At 69.7% G+C, this 17,549-nt stretch carries 14 protein-coding genes; 9 read left to right on the top strand and 5 right to left on the bottom strand.

From position 1 onward, the window contains the following. Window positions 1-2 precede the first annotated feature (2 nt). The 6 genes from AB3X08_RS15280 (at window position 3) to AB3X08_RS15255 (ending at window position 8,344) form a co-directional block, all read left to right on the top strand. Window positions 3-1,517, top strand: a complete 1,515-nt coding sequence (locus AB3X08_RS15280; RefSeq protein WP_369933622.1) for a sugar ABC transporter ATP-binding protein — start codon at window positions 3-5, stop codon at window positions 1,515-1,517. Further along, window positions 1,514-2,569 carry an ABC transporter permease gene (locus AB3X08_RS15275; RefSeq protein ID WP_369933621.1) on the top strand — a complete coding sequence of 352 codons (1,056 nt, stop codon included), beginning with the start codon at window positions 1,514-1,516 and terminating at the stop codon, window positions 2,567-2,569. The genes AB3X08_RS15280 and AB3X08_RS15275 overlap by 4 nt, the downstream gene beginning before the upstream one ends. Continuing rightward, on the top strand, window positions 2,566-3,594 hold the full coding sequence (yjfF, locus tag AB3X08_RS15270; protein WP_369933619.1) for a galactofuranose ABC transporter, permease protein YjfF: 1,029 nt from the start codon (window positions 2,566-2,568) through the stop codon (window positions 3,592-3,594). Before AB3X08_RS15275 ends, yjfF begins: the two co-directional genes overlap by 4 nt. Then, a complete protein-coding gene (locus AB3X08_RS15265) occupies window positions 3,591-5,546 on the top strand; it encodes a glycoside hydrolase family 127 protein (protein ID WP_369933617.1) in 1,956 nt (651 codons plus the stop codon). The genes yjfF and AB3X08_RS15265 overlap by 4 nt, the downstream gene beginning before the upstream one ends. Continuing rightward, window positions 5,522-7,513, top strand: coding sequence for a glycoside hydrolase family 97 protein (locus tag AB3X08_RS15260; RefSeq protein ID WP_369933616.1), 1,992 nt, complete (start codon window positions 5,522-5,524; stop codon window positions 7,511-7,513). The genes AB3X08_RS15265 and AB3X08_RS15260 overlap by 25 nt, the downstream gene beginning before the upstream one ends. Window positions 7,514-7,723: 210 nt before the next feature. Continuing rightward, window positions 7,724-8,344 (top strand): glutathione S-transferase family protein, encoded by a 621-nt coding sequence (locus AB3X08_RS15255; protein WP_369933614.1) that lies wholly within the window; start codon window positions 7,724-7,726, stop codon window positions 8,342-8,344. A 139-nt stretch (window positions 8,345-8,483) separates the two neighbouring features. Here AB3X08_RS15255 and AB3X08_RS15250 read toward each other — a convergent pair whose 3' ends face one another. Next, window positions 8,484-9,566, bottom strand: coding sequence for a sensor domain-containing diguanylate cyclase (locus tag AB3X08_RS15250; protein ID WP_369933612.1), 1,083 nt, complete (start codon window positions 9,564-9,566; stop codon window positions 8,484-8,486). A 366-nt stretch (window positions 9,567-9,932) separates the two neighbouring features. Between AB3X08_RS15250 and AB3X08_RS15245 the strand changes: the two genes are divergently transcribed. Then, on the top strand, window positions 9,933-10,652 hold the full coding sequence (locus tag AB3X08_RS15245; protein WP_369933610.1) for a hypothetical protein: 720 nt from the start codon (window positions 9,933-9,935) through the stop codon (window positions 10,650-10,652). Between the two features lie 119 nt (window positions 10,653-10,771). Here the strand turns inward: AB3X08_RS15245 and AB3X08_RS15240 are convergent, their stop codons facing one another. Both AB3X08_RS15240 and AB3X08_RS15235 read right to left on the bottom strand, forming a co-directional pair. Next, entirely contained in the window at window positions 10,772-12,064 is a 1,293-nt protein-coding gene (locus AB3X08_RS15240) for a hypothetical protein (protein ID WP_369933608.1), read from the bottom strand. A gap of 276 nt (window positions 12,065-12,340) precedes the next feature. Further along, complete coding sequence (locus tag AB3X08_RS15235; RefSeq protein ID WP_369933606.1) at window positions 12,341-12,607, bottom strand: DUF2798 domain-containing protein; 267 nt, start codon at window positions 12,605-12,607, stop codon at window positions 12,341-12,343. A gap of 138 nt (window positions 12,608-12,745) precedes the next feature. On the opposite strand from AB3X08_RS15235, the gene AB3X08_RS15230 reads away from it, so the two are divergent. After that, on the top strand, window positions 12,746-13,678 hold the full coding sequence (locus AB3X08_RS15230) for a LysR family transcriptional regulator (protein WP_369933604.1): 933 nt from the start codon (window positions 12,746-12,748) through the stop codon (window positions 13,676-13,678). A gap of 21 nt (window positions 13,679-13,699) precedes the next feature. Here AB3X08_RS15230 and AB3X08_RS15225 read toward each other — a convergent pair whose 3' ends face one another. Beyond that, a complete protein-coding gene (locus AB3X08_RS15225; RefSeq protein WP_369933603.1) occupies window positions 13,700-14,968 on the bottom strand; it encodes a cation:proton antiporter in 1,269 nt (422 codons plus the stop codon). Between the two features lie 221 nt (window positions 14,969-15,189). Between AB3X08_RS15225 and AB3X08_RS15220 the strand changes: the two genes are divergently transcribed. Then, window positions 15,190-16,353 carry a dipeptidase gene (locus AB3X08_RS15220; RefSeq protein ID WP_369933601.1) on the top strand — a complete coding sequence of 388 codons (1,164 nt, stop codon included), beginning with the start codon at window positions 15,190-15,192 and terminating at the stop codon, window positions 16,351-16,353. A gap of 46 nt (window positions 16,354-16,399) precedes the next feature. Here AB3X08_RS15220 and AB3X08_RS15215 read toward each other — a convergent pair whose 3' ends face one another. Then, the gene (locus AB3X08_RS15215; protein ID WP_369933599.1) at window positions 16,400-17,491 is read right to left on the bottom strand and encodes a GlxA family transcriptional regulator; all 1,092 of its coding nucleotides are present in this window, start codon (window positions 17,489-17,491) and stop codon (window positions 16,400-16,402) included. Window positions 17,492-17,549 lie beyond the last annotated feature (58 nt).

The following is a 17,549-nucleotide window of genomic DNA, read 5'->3' as shown; positions in this document are numbered from 1 at the left end:
CGATGAAGCCGGTGGTGCTGCACGCGCAGGGACTGAGCAAGGCCTACGCCGGCGTCGCCGCGCTGGACGACGTGGCGCTGTGCCTGCGCCGCGGCGAGATCCACGCGCTGATGGGCCAGAACGGCGCCGGCAAGTCGACCCTGATCAAGTTGCTGACCGGCGCGGTGGCGGCCGATGCCGGGCGCATGGCGCTGGGCGGCGACGCGATCGCGCCGCGCTCGCCGCTGCAGGCGCAGCAGTTGGGCATCAGTACCGTGTACCAGGAAGTGAACCTGTGCCCGAACCTGTCGGTGGCCGAGAACATCTTCGCCGGCCGCTATCCGTTGAAGGGCTGGCCGCGGCGCATCGACTGGCGCCGGGTCGAGCGCGAGGCGCGCGAGTGCCTGCAGCGGCTGGGCGTGGACATCGACGTGCGCCGCACGCTGTCCGCCTATCCGGTGGCGGTGCAGCAGATGGTGGCGATCGCGCGCGCGCTGAGCGTGTCGGCGCGGGTGCTGATCCTCGACGAACCCACCTCCAGCCTCGACGAAGGCGAGGTCGCCGAATTGTTCCGGGTCATGCGCGGCCTGCGCGAGCAGGGCATGGCGATCCTGTTCGTGACCCATTTCCTCGACCAGGTGTATGCGGTGTCCGACCGCATCAGCGTGCTGCGCAACGGCCGCCTGGTCGGCGAGTACTTGGCGGCGGACCTGCCGGCGCCGCGGCTGATCGCGGCGATGGTCGGGCGCGAACTGGACGTGGCCGCCGCGGCTGCGACGGCGGTGGACGCCGCGCCGCAGGAACAGGCGCCGGTGCTGCTGCAGGCGCAGGGCCTGGGTCGGCGCGGCCAGCTGCATCCGGTCGACCTGCAACTGCGCCGCGGCCAGGTACTGGGCCTGGCCGGCCTGCTCGGCGCCGGCCGCACCGAACTGGCGCGGCTGCTGTTCGGCCTGGACCGCGCCGACTGCGGCCGCGTGTCTATCGACGGCCATGACATGACGCTGCGCGGCCCGCCCGACGCGATCCGCCACGGCCTGGCGCTGTGCCCGGAAGAACGCAAGACCGACGGCATCGTCGCCGAGCTGTCGGTGCGCGAGAACATCGTGCTGGCGCTGCAGGCGCGCATGGGCCTGCGCCGGTTCCTGCCGCTGGCCGAACAGGTGCGCATCTCGCAGGGCTACGTGGACGCGCTGGGCATCAAGACCGCCAGCGTGGAAACGCCGGTCGGGCTGCTGTCCGGCGGCAACCAGCAGAAAGTGGTGCTGGCGCGCTGGCTGGCGACGCGACCGCGGTTGTTGATCCTCGACGAACCCACCCGCGGCATCGACATCGCCGCCAAGCAGGACATCATGACCCGCATCCTGGCGCTGGCCCGCGAGGGCATGGCGGTGTTGTTCATTTCCGCCGAGGTCGCCGAGATCGAGCGCATCGCCGACCGCATCGCGGTGCTGCGCGAACGACGCCTGGTCGGCGAGTTGCCGGGCGGCTGCGGTGAGCGCGCGGTGTTCGAACTGATCGCCGGGAGCGCGGCGACATGAGCGCGGCGGCCACCCAATCGCCGAGCGCGGCGCGGCTGCCGGCGCGCATCGTCGCCCACCCGCTGTTCTGGCCGCTGGCGACGCTGGCGCTGCTGCTGCTCGGCAACGGGCTGTGGAATCCCGGTTTCCTGGCGCTGCAATGGCGCGACGGGCACCTGTACGGCAACCTGGTGGACATCGGCAACCGCGCCGCGCCGCTGGCGCTGGTGGCGATGGGCATGACCCTGGTGATCGCGGTGCGCGGCCTGGACATCTCGGTCGGCGCGGTGGTGGCGATCGCCGCGACGGTGGCGGCGTGGATGATCGGCGGCGGCGAACACAGCCGCTTCCCGCTGTGGACGGTGATCGTGGCCCCGTTGCTGGTCGCCGCCGCATGCGGACTGTGGAACGGGCTGCTGGTGGTCAAGGTCGGCATGCAGCCGATCATCGCCACGCTGATCCTGATGGTGGCCGGGCGCGGCGTGGCGCAGCTGATCGGCGACGGCCAGATCCTGACCATCTACTACCCGCCGTATTTCTATCTGGGCAACGGCTTCCTGCTCGGCCTGCCGTTCGCGCTGTTCGTGGTCGCCGCGGTGTTCGTGGTGCTACAGCTGTTGCTGGGGCGCACCGCGCTGGGCCTGTTCGTGCGCGCGATCGGGCACAACCCGCGCGCGGCGCGCGTGGCCGGGGTCAAGGCGCGGCTGATCGCGGTGCTGCTGTACGTGTTCTGCGCGTTCAGCGCCGGCCTGGCCGGGTTGCTGATCAGCTCCAACGTCAAGAGCGCCGACGCCAACAACGCCGGCCAGCTGATGGAGCTGGACGCGATCCTGGCAGTGACCCTTGGCGGCACGCTGCTCGACGGCGGGCGCTTCAGCCTGGCCGGCAGCCTGATCGGCGCGCTGATCATCCAGACCCTGACCGCGACGATCTACGCCATTGGCGTGCCGGCGCAGGTCAACATGCTGATCAAGGCGCTGCTGGTGTTCGCGGTGATGCTGCTGCAGTCGCCGCAGTTCCGCGCCAGCGTGCGCGGCTGGGTGCGGCGCCCCGCGTCGGGAGCGGAGCGATGAGCGCCACCAGTGTGCCGATCCAGAACGCACGCGGCCTGCGCCGCGCCGGCACGCTGTTGCACGGCGCGCGCCTGCCGCTGGCGATCACCGTGGCCCTGTTCGTGGCGATGGCCGGTGCCGGCGGCGTGCTCTACGACGGCTTCCTGTCGCCGCAGGTGTTCGCCAATCTGCTGATCGACAACGCCTTCCTGTGCATCGCCGCGGTCGGCATGAGCCTGGTGATCCTCAGCGGCGGCATCGACCTGTCGGTGGGCGCGGTGATCGCGTTCACCACGGTGCTGTCGGCGTCGCTGGTGCAACGCCATGGCTGGTCGCCGCTGGCGGCGATCCCGCTGGTGCTGCTGCTCGGTGCGCTGTTCGGCGCGTTCATGGGCCTGCTGATCCAGCGCTACCGGCTGCAGCCGTTCGTGGTGACCCTGGCCGGCATGTTCCTGGCGCGCGGCGCCAGCTACCTGATCAGCGTCGATTCGATTCCGATCGACGATGCGCTGTACGTGGCCATCGCCCAGTTCCGCGTGCCGATCGGCGCCGGCGCCTCGCTGTCGATCGGCGCGCTGATCGCCCTGGCCACGGTGGCGCTGGGCATGTGGCTGGCGCACAGCACGCGCTTCGGCCGCTGCGTGTACGCGCTGGGCGGCAGCGAGGCCTCGGCGCGGCTGATGGGCCTGCCGGTGGCCGCCACCCAGGTCAAGGTCTACGCCTTCAGCGGATTCTGTTCGGCGCTGGCCGGGGTGGTGTGCACGTTCTACATGCTGTCCGGCTACAGCCTGCATGCGCTGGGCCTGGAGCTGGACGCGATCGCCGCGGTGGTGATCGGCGGCACCTTGCTGGCCGGCGGCAGCGGCTACGTGATCGGCACGCTGTTCGGCGTGCTGATCCTGGGCGTGATCCAGACCCTGATCGTGTTCGACGGCACGCTCAGCTCGTGGTGGACGCGCATCGTGATCGGCGCGCTGCTGCTGGTGTTCTGCCTGTTGCAGCGGCTATTGACCCGGCGCGCGCCGGACGCAGGAGCGGACGCATGACCGAACATGAAACGCCAGGCCTGGCCTGCACACGGCGCGAGTTCCTGCACTACGGCGGCGCCTCGCTGGCCGCTCTGGGCGTGTTGGCGCAAGGCGAGGCGCTGGGCGCGCCGGCGGCGGAGATGCCGGTGGCCGCGAAACGGCAGCCGGTCGTGCAACTGCGCGAGCAGCCGTTCGCGATGAACCAGGTGCAATTGCTCGACGGTCCGTTCCTGCAGGCGCGCGAGCGCGACCGCCGCTACCTGATGTCGATTCCCAACGACCGCCTGCTGCACAATTTCCGGGTGACCGCTGGCCTGGACGCGCAGGCCGAGCCGCTGGGCGGCTGGGAGTCGCCGCATAGCGAGATCCGCGGGCATTTCGCCGGTGGCCATTACCTGTCCGCCTGCGCGCTGCTGTACGCGGCCACCGGCGATGCCGCGCTGAAGGACAAGGCCGATGCGCTGGTCGCCGAACTGGCGCGCTGCCAGCGCGCTGACGGCTACATCGGCGCGTACCCATCCTCGTTCTACGACCGGCTCGGCCGCCGCGAAGAGGTGTGGGTGCCGATCTACACCGCGCACAAGATCCTGGCCGGGCACCTGGACATGGCCCGCCATGCCGGCAACGCGCAGGCGCTGCGCACCGCGCAGGGCTTCGCCGACTGGCTGGGCGCGTGGATGGACGGTTTCGACGACGCGCAGTGGCAGCGCATCCTCGGCGTGGAGTTCGGCGGCGTGCACGAATCGCTGCTGGAGCTGTACCTGCTCACTGGCGAGGCCAAGTACCAGCGCTGGGCCGCGCGTTACGCGCAGCCCTCGCTGCTCGATCCGCTGGCGCAGCAGCGCGACGCACTGGCCGGCCTGCACGCCAATACCCAGATTCCGAAGATCGTCGCCGCCGCGCGCGCCTACGAGATCGATGGCGAGCCGCGCCAGCGCCAGATCGCCGAGTTCTTCTGGCGCACGGTCAGCGGCCACCATGCCTATTGCACCGGCGGCACCAGCGACTTCGAACTGTTCGGCAAGCCCGACCACTTTGCCGGGCGCCTGAGCGGGCACAGCCACGAGTGCTGCTGCAGCTACAACATGCTCAAGCTGACCCGGCATCTGTACACCTGGCAGCCGGACGCGGCGCTGATGGACTACTACGAGCGCGTGCTGTTCAACGCGCGCCTGGGCACCCAGGACGAAGCCGGCATGATGATGTATTTCGTGCCGATGGACGCCGGCTACTGGAAGCTCTACAACACGCCGTTCGCCTCGTTCTGGTGCTGCACCGGCACCGGCGTGGAGGAGTTCGCCAAGAGCAACGACAGCATCTACTTCCGCGACGATGCCGGCCTCACCGTCAACCTGTTCATCGCCTCGCAGCTGGACTGGGCCGAGCGCGGCATGCGCGTCGTGCAGCGCACGCGGTTCCCGCAGCAGGAAGGCACCGCGCTGGAGTTCCACTGCAAGCGTCCGCAGCAGATGACGCTGCGCCTGCGCATTCCGTACTGGGCTACCCAGGGCGTGCGTGTGCGCATCAACGGCAAGGCGCAGGCCATCCAGGCGACTCCGGGCAGCTACCTGGCGCTGGAGCGCCGTTTCGCCGACGGCGACCGCATCGAACTGGACCTGCCGATGGCGCTGCATGCCGCGCCGCTGCCCGACGAACCCAGCCTGCAGGCGATGATGTACGGCCCGCTGGTCCTGGCCGCGCAACTGGGCAGCGACGGCATCGATCCGGCGCAGCTGCACGTGTCGGACCAGCGGCCGTCGTTGAACCGGATCGTCGGCCGCCAGCTGCCGGCGGTCTACTTCGCGCCGGAGCAGCTGTGGGCACGCAAGCGCGAGGGCCAGGAGCAGGTGTTCGAGGCCGACGGCCTGCAAGGCCCGCTCACCCTGGTGCCGTTCTACCGCATCGCCCACGAGCGCTATGCGGTCTATTGCCGAGCGAGGCCCGTATGGGAAAAGAACCCGCAGTTCTGAGCCGCTGGCGCAGGGCCTGTGCCACGATCGCAGCGGCGTGCGCGTTGCTGCTGTGCGCGCTGCCGGTGCTGGCCGCCGAGCGCATGGTCGGCGACGTGCTCAGCCCGGACGCCACGCTGCGTGCGGAAGTGAGCGTGGACGACGCCGGCAGCGCGCACTATCGCGTGCTGCGCGACGGCCGCGAGGTGCTGCTGCGCTCGCGGCTGGGCCTGGTCCGCGACGATGCCGATTTCTCCAAGGGCCTGCGCCTGCTCGCGGTGTCGCCGGTCGAGCCGGTGCACGATCGTTACGAACTGCTGACCGGCAAGCGGCGCCTCAACGACTACCACGCCAACCGCCGCGTGTTCTCCTGGCGCGGCGCCAACGGCGAGCGCCTGCAGATCGAATTCCAGGTCTCCGACGACGGCGTCGCGTTCCGTTACGCCTTCCCGCAGCGCGACCCGAAGATCCGCGAGCTGCGCGAGGACGCCACCACGTTCCGCTTCGCCGCCGCCACGCGCGCCTGGCTGCAGCCGATGTCGCCGGCCAAGACCGGGTTCGGCAGGACCAATCCGTCCTATGAGGAGTACTACCTGCAGGACGTCGACGTCGGCACGCCGTCGCCGCTCGCGGCCGGCTGGGTGTATCCGGCGCTGTTCCGGCATGAGGCGGACTGGGTCCTGCTTAGCGAGGGCGCGCTCGGTCGCGGCCATGCCGGCAGCCGCCTGCGCGATGTCGCCGACGTGCGCGGCGAGTACGCGATCGGCATGCCCGACCCGCGCGAAGTGTTTCCCGGCGGACCCGCCAATCCGCACTTCGCGCTGCCGTGGCGCTCGCCGTGGCGCATCGTCGCGGTCGGCAGCCTGAAGACCATCGCCGAGTCCACGCTCGGTACCGACCTGGCCGATCCGCCCGCAAAGCCGCCGGTCGCGCCGCCGCAGCCGGGCAAGGCGGCGTGGAGCTGGCCGCTGCTCGGCGACGGCGCCACCACCTTCGAGGTGCAGAAGCGCTACATCGATTTCGCCGCGCGCATGGGCTGGCGCTACACCTTGATCGATGCGCTGTGGGATACGCAGATCGGCGAGGACAAGCTGCGCGAACTGATCGCCTACGCGCGCGGCAAGCAGGTGGCCATCCTGCTCTGGTACAACTCGGCCGGCAGCTGGAACGACGCGCCGCAGACCCCGCGCGACCGCATGCTGACCCACGCCAGCCGCATCCGCGAGTTCGAACGGCTCAAGGCGCTGGGCGTGGCCGGGGTGAAGATCGATTTCTTCGGCGGCGACGGGCAGTCGATGATCGGCTACTACCTGGACATCCTGCAGGACGCCGCGCCGTACGGGCTGATGCTCAACTTCCACGGCGCCACCTTGCCGCGCGGCTGGCAGCGCACCTGGCCGGACCTGATGACCATGGAGGCGGTGCGCGGGCTGGAATTCGCCACCTTCGAGCAGGCCAACGCCGACCAGGTGCCGGCGCATGCGGCGATGCTGCCGTTCGCGCGCAACGTGTTCGACCCGATGGACTTCACCCCGCTGGCCATGGTCAAGCTCAACGACAGGGTGCAGCGCCGTACCACGCCGGGCTTCGAACTGGCCGAGACGGTGCTGTTCGTGTCCGGCATCCAGCACTACGCCGAGACGCCGGAGGCTGTGGACAGGGCCGCGCCGGAGGTGCGTGCGCTGCTGCGCGAGCTGCCGGCGGTGTGGGACGACAGCCGCTATGTGGACGGTTATCCCGGCCGCTTCGCGGTGTTCGCGCGGCGCGGCGGCACGCGCTGGTACGTGGCCGGCATCAACGCCGATGCGCAACCGCGCACGCTGCGCCTGAATCTGGCGGAGCTGGGCGTGGCCGGCCGCGGCGCACGCCTGATCGTCGACGGCGACGGCCCGCTGGGGCTGGCCAGCCGCCGTATCGACGTGGGGCCGACCCAAACCGTCGAGGTGGCCTTGCCGGCGCGCGGCGGCTTCGTCCTGCAGTTCGACTGAGCGTTGGACCCTGCCGCGTGCAGGGGCGGGCGTTGGGTGTGCGAATGCCGATGGCGACGGTTGCCTGTTGGTCGATGCGATGCCGCGCCGGCCCGCCAAGGCTGAATCCGCGCCATTGCGGCAGCGGCACGATGGCCGCATTCGCAGGCATCGGCGTCGCCGCCGCGGACGCCGCGGCATAGAATTGGCGCTCGCGACAGGAGCGCTACCATGCTGAAGATCTGGGGCCGACACAACTCGAGCAACGTGCGCAAGGTGCTGTGGTGCGCCGAGGAAACCGGCGTGGCCTACGAATCGATCGAGGTCGGCGGCGCGTTCGGCAAGACCGCCGATCCGGCCTACCGCGCATTGAATCCCAACGGCCTGGTGCCGGCGATCGAGGACGCTGGCCTGGCGCTGTGGGAATCCAACGCCATCGTGCGCTACCTGGCCGCGCGCTATGCGCCGGACACGCTGTATCCGCAGGATCCGGCCGTACGCGCGCTCGGCGACAAGTGGATGGACTGGACCACGTCGACCTTCGCCGTCCCGTTCCGCGATCTGTTCTGGGGCACGCTGCGCACCGCGCCCGAAGCGCGCGACGCGGCCAAGATTGCCGCGGCGCTGGCGCGTTGCGGCGAACTGCTGGGCATGGCCGATGCGGCGTTGGCGCAGCAGCCATGGCTGTCGGGCGCGCAGTTCGCGATGGGCGACATCCCGCTGGGCAGCTTCGCCTACGCCTGGTTCGAGATGCCGATCGAACGGCCGGCGTTGCCGCATCTGCAGGACTGGTACGCGCGCCTGCAGCAGCGTCCGGCCTATCGCAAGGGCGTGATGACGCCGCTGACCTGAGTGGGGTGCGGGCTGTGCAACCGGAGCGCGAGCCGGCGGCTCCGATCGGACACGCGCCTTGCAGAATCGGGTCGAGCGCGTGCCCGGCGCAAACGGCGGCCGCACGCGCGGCGCGGCGACTGCATTGGGCGACGTTGCGTCAACCCCAGCCGTCGAACACCGCCACGCGGTTGCGGCCGTCCTGCTTGGCGACATAGAGCGCGCGGTCGGCGCGCGCCAGCAATACGTTGGGAAAACTGCCGTCGCCGACGTCGGCGTTGGCGACGCCGATGCTGGCGGTGACCTGCCGGTGCGGCCATGCCGCTGCCTGCAGCGCTGCGCGGATCGTCTCGGCGGTGCGTTGCGCCTGCGCCGCGTCGGTATCCGCCAACAACACGCAGAACTCCTCGCCGCCGAAGCGTGCGGCGATCGCGCCGGGCCCGGCGTTGTCGCGGATGATCGCTGCGGCCTGCGCCAGCACCTGGTCGCCGGCCGGGTGGCCAAAGCTGTCGTTGATGCTCTTGAAATGGTCGAGGTCGATCATCAGCAGGCTCAGCGGCGTCTTGTCCAGCATGTGCATGTCCCACGCCGCGTGCAGCTTGCGGTCCAGGCTGCGGCGGTTCCACAGCGAGGTCAGCGGGTCGGTCATGCTTTCCAGTTCCAGGCCGGCCATCGCCTGGCGCAGCTCCAATTGCGCCACCACCTGCCGCGATAACGACTGCAGCGCCTTGCGTTCTTCCTCGGACAACACACGCGGCATGCGGTCGATCACGCACACCGTACCGATCGGCATGCCGTCGGAACTCACCAACGGCGCACCAGCGTAGAAACGGATGCCGGGCTCGCCGGTGACCAGCGGGTTGCCAGCGAAACGTGGGTCCAGTTGCGCGTCGCCGACTTCGAACACGTAGTCCGGCTGCAGGATGGCATGCGCGCAGAACGCCAGTTCGCGCGGCGTCTCCGTCGCCTCCAGCCCCACGCGCGCCTTGAACCACTGCCTTTCGCTGTCGATCAGCGAAATCAGCGCGATCGGCGCCTTGCAGACCGCCGAGGCCAGCGTGGTCAGGTCGTCGTAGGCCTGCTCGGGATCGGTGTCCAGCACCCGGTAACGCTTCAGCGAGGCGAGGCGTTGCAGTTCGTTGAATGGCGCAGGGGCGCCCTGATGTCCAGGAGTTTCGGCCTGGGGCGATTCGGTTGCCTGGACGCCGGGCTTGTCGGTCTGCGGCGGCGGGATCTTGCTCACGTTCAGTTCCTCGGCAGCGGATCGACGCCAAGCCGTGCCGGCGTGGCGTCCGGGTCCCAGGTCGTACCGCGCCGGCAGGCACGGTGAGACGCGAGTGCACGTCATGATAATGCCATCGTCGCGGTCGTCGGGACCGGCCCGCACGAGCACGTTCAGGTGTGGCGGTGACTGCTTGGCGCGGACGTCGCGCGTTGCACCCGGGTAGAATCCGCGGACATGCCGGAAGCGGCGCATGCTGAAGAGATCTGGCGTCGTCACAACCGAGGACCGTGCGCAGGGTGCGTGCTGCGCCGAACAAACCTGCATGACGGACGGTCGCCCTTCCGGTCGAGCGTGCCCGCCAACTGACGGCAAGGAGCCGCTACTTTGATCGAAACGCCGAAAATCGTGTTGTGCATTCCCGGCCCCTGGCAGGACCGCTCGGATCTGCTCGCGCGTATCGCCCGCGACAGCGGCGGTTACCTGTTCGCCGGGCAGGTCCTGTTGCACATGGAAAGCGGCGATGCGTTCGAGCTGCAGTACGAGCCGCGCGATCCGCGCATGGCGGACGCGTTCGCGGCCGCCGGACCACATTGGTTCGATTCCGACGACATGGCGCGCATCCAGGCGCATGCCTCGGTGGTGTACCTGATCGGCGATGGCGGTTCCAGGGCGCGTGCCGAGGCGATGATGCTGGCGGCCGCGGCGTTGCTGGATGCCGGCGGCCTGGGCGTGAAGGTCGAGAGCAGCGGCGTCGCGCACGGGCCGGGGGCGTGGCGCCAGCTGTGCGCGGACCTGCGCTTTTTCAGCGCCCACCGTGCGTATGTGTTGAACCTCACCGGCGAGCAGGTGCATTCCTGCGGCATGCACCATTTCGGCATGAAGGACGCGATCGTCGCTGCGCAGGCAGCGGACGACCCGGTCGCGCTGCTGCACACCTTCACCTGGTATCTGTTCACCGAGGCGCCGGAGATGCGTGAGGGCCACACCTTCGCCGTCGCGGAGGATGCGCCGCGTTACCGGCTCGACGCCGAACCCAGCACGCAGTTCCAGCCCGGCGACCTGTTCGCCAATCCCTACGGCTTGTGGCGGTTGACGCCGCTGTAGGTGGCCGGACGCTGCCGCGCAGCGCGCTCGCCTGTACCTGCTGGCGCTGCACACGATCGTTCGCAACGACGGTGCCGGTGTGCCTGCCATCGCCACGGTACGTCGCGCGGGCAGCGGAACTAGGTCCTGGAGGAGCGGCTAATCGCGGCATTCGCCGCGGCCTGGGCGGCGTCGGCGGCCTCGTTGGCTTGGCGGATGGCGGCCGCCGCGACGGCCTCGGCTTCTGCGATGAGGCGCTCGGCGGTGCGCAGCGCCTCGTCCATCTGCTGCTGCGCCTGCTTGAGGCGTTCTTCGGCGTTTGCGCTTGCCTCGAGGACCGGCGGCGCAGCGGGTGCGGGGATCGCCTGCGGCCGTCGCGGCGGTGCCGGCGGCGGAGCCTCAGCGGCCACGGCGTCGGTGGCGACAGCGAGCTCGGCGATCGTCAGCACGTCGCCGGCGAACTGCAGCAGCACGCGGCGGTCCCCGTCCTGGGCAAGGAACTGCAGGCTGGCGCCATCCTGGCCCAGGCGTCCTGGCCGCAGCGAACCGCTGCCCAGCAACACTTGCGCGGCCTGCAGCACGGACCCGACGCTGCGGCGTAGACGGTCGGGGTTGCCGCCGGGGCCGGCAATCTGGCCTGCAATCTGTTGCGCGGCCAGCGACAGGCGCGGGAAGCCGATCGCGCGTCCCGTCGCCAGGTAGCTGTTGATCGCAAGCTGCATCTCGTTCGGCGCGGGCGCGCCCTCGAACCTTGGCCCGCCAAGCGCATCGAACAACGCGGGCAACAGCGCGTCCAGCGCTTCGTTCGTGGCCTGCCGGCGTGCGGCGGCATTGCGGCCATCGGCGGCGGACTGCAGGTAGTAGCGGTAGTAGTCGCAGAATTCCAATGCGGACTGCGCCCGCGCCAATGCGAAATCGGCCGCTTCGCGGCGGCTGACGGCGCGCGCAGCCGGTTGCGGGTCCGCTGCCGCCAGGCGCCACACGGCCATGCGTCCGTCGAAGTCCAGCACCTGCAGCAACGGCGCCGTCGCCACGCCGAGTTCGGTCAGGAACGCATCGGCGGACGCCAACTCGGCATTGGTCACCAGGTCGTGTGCGGCCAGCAGGTCTTGCACCCGGTGCGCCAGCGCCTCGCTGTCGCCTATGCTTTCGGCGTTATGGATCAGGGCGAGCTCATGGAGGGCCAGCGTCAGCAGCTTGGCCGGCCCGACCTGCAGGCCAATCCGCGGCAGCCACAGCATGGAGGTGCCGTGCAAGCCTTGTTGCACACCATCGAGCAGGCTGCGTTCGTCCGCGAAATCGTAACGCTGTGCGGACCCGCTCGCCCATTCGAACCACTGCGTGCCGCCATCGATGCGTGCCAGCGTCAGTTGGGCGGGTTCGGTGAGCGTGCGCGGGGATCGAAGCAAGCGGCCGGCAATGGACAAGGTCATCGCAAAAGCTCCTGTATGGGTGGTCGCCGAGCCGATGCTGCGGCGATATGGCCATGCGCCGCGTGCTTGACTGTCGCCGTCACCGCATCGGTCGCCGCCTCAGCGTAGCAACGGTGTGCGGACCGTTATCGATGCGCCGGGCAGGACATGGAGAAGTTCGCTTCGGAACTTAGATGCGCCGCACTTATTTGGGCGCGCGAGCCGTTCGGCCGTTCGGTCTCCGCTGTGCCAGCCGGCGTACGCGGAGCGTTTTCCGCTGGCGATGCCCGAGCATGGCTAGCGCGGCGGATGCACCGTCGCCGCCACCAGCCGCAGCACCAGCGGCCGCACCACCAGGATGCAGCAGAACGCGGTTGGCATCGCCAGCCGGTACGCGCCGAGCACGCGCTGCAGATAATCGCCGCCGAGGCCGGCATTGGCCGCGGTGATCACCAGGCACATCAGCATGGCCATGATCGTGGCCATGTAGAAGGCGAACACGAACGGGGTGGCGCGCACGCCCAGTTTCAGGCGGCGTGGCGCGGCGATATCGAAATCCTGCATGGGCGATGCCTCGGTGGTGTTGCGAGCCGGATGGCTCGGGAGGCGGCACGTTAGCAAGCCGGGCGCAACGCCAGTAGGCGAGGGCGGCTTGCGACTTTGTAAACTGCAACTTACGAATGCATCGCGTATAGCTGTCCAGTGAATCTTCTTCAGTCCATCCGCAGCTTCATTCATACCGTCGAGGCCGGCAGCGTCGCCGGTGGCGCCAAAGCCCTTGGCGTGAGCGCGGCGGCGGTGAGCCAGAACATCGCGCGGCTGGAGGCGCATCTTGGTGTGCGCCTGCTCAACCGCAGCACGCGCAGCCTGGCGCTGACCGAGCGCGGTGCGCTGTACCTGCAGCAGGTGCGGCGGGTGGAGCTGGACCTGGAGCGCGCGCGGCAATCGGTGGCCGATCCGCAGGCCGAGCCGGAAGGGCGGTTGCGCGTGGCCAGCACCGCTGCGTTCGGCCGGCACGTGCTGGCGCCGCTGCTGCCTGCGCTGGCGGCGCGCCATCCGCGCCTGTCGATCGAATTGCTGAGCGCCGATCACCGCGTCGACCACGCACAGGAAGGCGTGGACGTCAGCATCCGCATCGCGCCGCAATTGCAGGACGGCCTGGTCGCGCGTTGCTTCGCCGCGGTGCCGTTCGTATTCTGCGCAGCGCCGCACTACCTGGCGCGTGCCGGCACGCCGGCGACGCCGGAGCATCTGAAGGAACACGCGTGTCTGTTGCTGCGCTGGGCAGTGGACGGCCGCTACCTGCGTTGGGGCTTCGTGCGCGATGGATCACGCTTCGAGGTCGAGGTGACGCCGGCGCTGGTCGGCGACGACATCGACGCGCTCGCCGCCATGGCCGCGGCCGGCGGCGGCATCACCCGGCTGGCCGCATTTGTGGCGCAGCCCTACCTGCAACGCGGTGCGTTGCGCGCCTTGTTCGCAGACGCCGGCGCTGGCGCGGCCAACGCCGCGCCCGAACCGATGCAGCTGTTCCTGTGCGTGGCCGACCGCCGCGATTTCACGCCGAAGGTGCGCGCCCTGCAGGAGCACCTCGTCGCCGGCCTGCCGCCGGCGTGGCGCGTGGCGCCCGCCTAGCCGCGCAGCACAGGCAGCGCGTTATGGCCTGCCGCCAGCGACCGCCGGCGCCGCCTCGCGCGCGGCGGCGCGGCGCATCACCCAGTTGAACAGCGGCGTGGCCATCAGCGTGGATGCGATCGCCATCAGCACCAGGATCGAGAACAGGCCTTGCTCGATGACCCCGGCCTGCAGGCCGATGTTGATGATGATCAGCTCCATCAGCCCGCGTGCGTTCATCAGCGCGCCGATCGCCATCGCGTCGCGGTTGTTCTCGCCGCTGACGCGTGCCGCGGCCCAGCAGGCGATGCCCTTGCCCAGGAACGAGGCGAGCAGGATCGCCACCGCGGCGATCAGGATCTGCGGGTCCAGCAGCACGCTGAGCTGGGTCTTGAGCCCGGAGAAGGTGAAGAACATCGGCAGCAGGAACACCACCACGAACGGCTGCAGCTGCTCGCGCAGCTTTTCGGTCAGCGCGCCCTTGGGCAGGCAGGCGCCGAGCAGGAAGCCGCCGAACACCGCGTGGATGCCGATCGCGTCCATCGCCCAGGCACTCATGCAGAACAGCATCAGCACCACCGCCAGCACGCTGGCGCTGAGCGGCTGGTCGGGACGCACGTGGTCGGCCAGGCGTCGCAGCCAATGGCGGCCGACCAGCATCATGAACAACGCGTAGCCCACGCCGCCGCCGATCGCCAGGTAGGCGCTGTTCCAGCTGCCGCCGAAGCTGGCCAGCACGATGGCCAGGATGCACCACGCCGCGGCATCGTCGACCGCGCCGGCGGTGAGCGCCAGCGTGCCCAGCGAACTGCCGGTGAGGCCGCGCTCGTGGATGATCCGCGCCAGCATCGGGAACGCGGTGATGGCGATGGCCGCGCCCAGGAACAGCGAGGCTTCCAGGGCCTTGGCCTTGGCCGAGAACAGGCCGGGGGTGTGCAGCAGCCACGGCACCAGCGCGAACGCGAGCACGAACGGCACCGCGATGCCGGCCAGCGACACGCTCATCGCGCTGCGGTAGCGCGCACGGAAATGGTCGCCGCGGAAGTCGGTGCCGACCAGGAACATGTACAGGCCCACGCCGAACTGCGCGACCACATACAGCATGTCCAGGGTCTGCTTGGGAAACAGCGCCTGCTGCAGGTCCGGCAGGACCAGGCCGAACAGCGACGGCCCCAGCGCCACGCCGGCGATCATCTCGCCCACCACCTGCGGCTGGCCCACGCGCTTGGCCAGCAGGCCGACCAGCCGGCAGATCAGCAGGATCACCGCGGCCTGCAGAAAGAAATAGACGGACATCTGCGGTGTGGTCATCGGCACGCATCCTTGATATGTCGGCGGATGATAAGAGCCCGGTGCAGAGAAAGCGATGCTTGCCCGCCGCCCCGCTGACGCGGCACCACGGCTGCCGCCACGAGCGGCCGCCGGTACTTTCGGCACTGACCGCGGCACGCCAAATGCAGTGCTATGCGGGGGCTGTGCGTCTGGCCGATGGCGGCCGCAGGGCGCGTTATCGATTGCAGCGGAGGGAAGCGATGAGCGAAGCATGGACTCGGCGGCAATGGCTGGGCCTTTCCGGCAGCGCGCTGCTGGCCGGGCTGCTGCCCGGTGCGACGGCGGCACAGGGCGCGGCGGCATCGACGGCAAAGGACCTGGCCAACAAGGACGCAGGTGCCACCGACGCGGCGGCGCTGTATCGCCGCGCCCTGGTGCTCGACGCCAACACCCTGGCCTCGATCGGCCAGCTGGCCAGCGACGGCGACAGCGCCGCGCAACTGCGCCAGCTGCGCGAGTCCGGCGTGACCGCGCTGAAGACCACGCTGGGCGGCGCCGATGGCGGCTTCGAAGAGGCGGTGAAGGACATCGCCGCGGCGCAGGCGCTGGTCGACACCTATCCGCAGCACTTCCTGAAAGTGCTGCAGCACGACGACCTGCAGCGGGCCAAGCGCGAGGACCGGATCGCGCTGATCTTCTCCTTCGAATCGGCGGCGATGCTGGAGGACAAACCGGCGCGCATCGATCTGTTCCGCCAGCTCGGCGTGCGCGTGATGCAGCTGTCCTACAACCGTGCCTCGCCGTTCGGCACCGGCTGCCTGGACGGCGATACCGGCGGCGTCACCGCGCTCGGGCGCGAGGCGATCGCGCGCATGAACCGGCTTGGCGTGGCGCTGGACCTGAGCCATGCCAACGCGCAGACCACCCGCGACGGCATCGCGCTGTCGCAGCGGCCGCCGGTCTTCACCCATGCCGGCTGCAGCGCGGTGTTCGCGCATCCGCGCAACAAGCTCGACCGCGACATGCGCGCGTTGGCCGACAAGGGCGGGGTGATGGGCATCTACATGCTGCCGTTCCTGACCGAGGACAGCCGCCAGCCGCAACTGGCCGACTACCTGCGGCACATGCTGCATGCGCTGGACGTGTGCGGCGAGGACCACGTGGGCATCGGCACCGATTCGATGTTCTTCCCGGTCACCGAACAGGACATGCGCGAGATGGACGCGCTGATGCAGCAGCGCCGCCGCGACGGCGTCGGCGCGCCAGGCGAGAACCGCACTCCGTACCTGCCCGACGCCAACAGCGTGCGCAAGCTCGAACGCGTCGCCGATGGCCTGCTGCGCCATGGTTACAGCGCACGGGTGACCGAGAAGGTGCTGGGGCTGAACTTCGACCGGGTGTTCGGCGAAATCTGGGCGGCGTGAGGCGCGCCGCCAAGCGGATGCCGCCTTCAGGCGTTCGCGCTTGCGCTCATCGTTCCTGGACGCGGCCGCGGTCCTCCGCTTCGATGCTTGCGGGCTGCGTGGAGAAGTGCGCGCGATGCGTGCCTGGGTTGGTGCCGAACTGGCGCTGAAACGCGCGCCGCAGCTGCTGTTCGTCGGCATAGCCGGCATGCAGGGCGACGCTCTTCAAGGGCAGCGCGGTTTCCTCCAGGGCGCGGCATGCCGCCTCCAGTCGCATCAGCTCGACCGTCTTGGCCGGTGTGCGCCCCACCTTCGCCGCATAGAGGCGGGCGAAGGTGCGCGGCGTCATGTTGGCGCGCGCGGCGAGCTGCGGGACCGACAGGTCCGCGCGCAGGTTCGCCGCGATCCACGCGTGCAGTTCGACAAAGGCGTGATCCCGCGCCTGCGCCGCCAAGGGCACGCTGAATTGCGCTTGCCCGCCTGCGCGCTTCACGAACACCACCAGTTGTCTGGCGACGTCGATGGCGATGCGCGGGCCGTAGTCCTGCTCTATCAGCGCCAGGGTGAGATCGATGCCCGAGCTCACCCCGGCCGAGGTCCACAGGTCGCCGTCGCGGATGAAGATGCTGTCCGGATCGACATTCAGGTGCGGATGCCGGCGCTTCAGCTTGTCGATCCAGGCCCAATGTGTGGCCACGCGCCGGCCATCGAGCTGGCCGGCGGCGGCCAGCAGGAACGCGCCGGTACACACCGAACAGAGCCTGCGCACCGATCCGGCGCGCGCGGCGATGAAGTCGCGCAGCGCGGGCGTGACCTCGAACTCATCGCCAGCGCAGCCGCCGGCTGCGATCAGCGTGTCGATCGCTGTATTGCTCAACGAGGAAACCGGGACGGTGACGACCGCCAAGCCCGAGCCGGTGACGATCGGGCCGCCGTATTCCGACGCCACGATGGTGTCGTAACGCGCAGGCGCGCCCGATTCCGCGCTCCGGTTGGCGGTGGCCAGCGCCTGCAATGGCCCCGCGAGGTCGAGCAGGTTCATTCCGTCGTAGGCAAGAAGCACCACCCGCAGTGGTCCTTGCGGCGGTCTCGCACGCTCGATGCCGATTGGCGTTGCATCCAGGGAGGCCGGAACGTTCTGTGCGGGTCTAGAGGTCATGCATCATGGTCCGATCGCGGTACGTGCCCGCCGCCGCGGGTGTTGGACAGGATGACGC

This window comes from Xanthomonas sp. DAR 34887, from assembly GCF_041245805.1.
GTDB lineage: Bacteria > Pseudomonadota > Gammaproteobacteria > Xanthomonadales > Xanthomonadaceae > Xanthomonas_A > Xanthomonas_A tesorieronis.
The sequence above is the reverse complement of the archived record's forward strand: the minus strand, read 5'-3'. Positions and strand labels throughout refer to the sequence as shown.

Excerpts from the sequence above, each read along its gene's own strand:
- AB3X08_RS15280 (WP_369933622.1), top strand. The coding sequence starts at position 3 with ATGAAGCCGGTGGTGCTGCACGCGCAGGGACTGAGCAAGGCCTACGCC.
- AB3X08_RS15275 (WP_369933621.1), top strand. The coding sequence starts at position 1,514 with ATGAGCGCGGCGGCCACCCAATCGCCGAGCGCGGCGCGGCTGCCGGCG.
- yjfF (WP_369933619.1), top strand. The coding sequence starts at position 2,566 with ATGAGCGCCACCAGTGTGCCGATCCAGAACGCACGCGGCCTGCGCCGC.
- AB3X08_RS15265 (WP_369933617.1), top strand. The coding sequence starts at position 3,591 with ATGACCGAACATGAAACGCCAGGCCTGGCCTGCACACGGCGCGAGTTC.
- AB3X08_RS15260 (WP_369933616.1), top strand. The coding sequence starts at position 5,522 with ATGGGAAAAGAACCCGCAGTTCTGAGCCGCTGGCGCAGGGCCTGTGCC.
- AB3X08_RS15255 (WP_369933614.1), top strand. The coding sequence starts at position 7,724 with ATGCTGAAGATCTGGGGCCGACACAACTCGAGCAACGTGCGCAAGGTG.
- AB3X08_RS15240 (WP_369933608.1), bottom strand. The coding sequence starts at position 12,064 with ATGACCTTGTCCATTGCCGGCCGCTTGCTTCGATCCCCGCGCACGCTC.
- AB3X08_RS15235 (WP_369933606.1), bottom strand. The coding sequence starts at position 12,607 with ATGCAGGATTTCGATATCGCCGCGCCACGCCGCCTGAAACTGGGCGTG.
- AB3X08_RS15225 (WP_369933603.1), bottom strand. The coding sequence starts at position 14,968 with ATGACCACACCGCAGATGTCCGTCTATTTCTTTCTGCAGGCCGCGGTG.
- AB3X08_RS15220 (WP_369933601.1), top strand. The coding sequence starts at position 15,190 with ATGAGCGAAGCATGGACTCGGCGGCAATGGCTGGGCCTTTCCGGCAGC.
- AB3X08_RS15215 (WP_369933599.1), bottom strand. The coding sequence starts at position 17,491 with ATGACCTCTAGACCCGCACAGAACGTTCCGGCCTCCCTGGATGCAACG.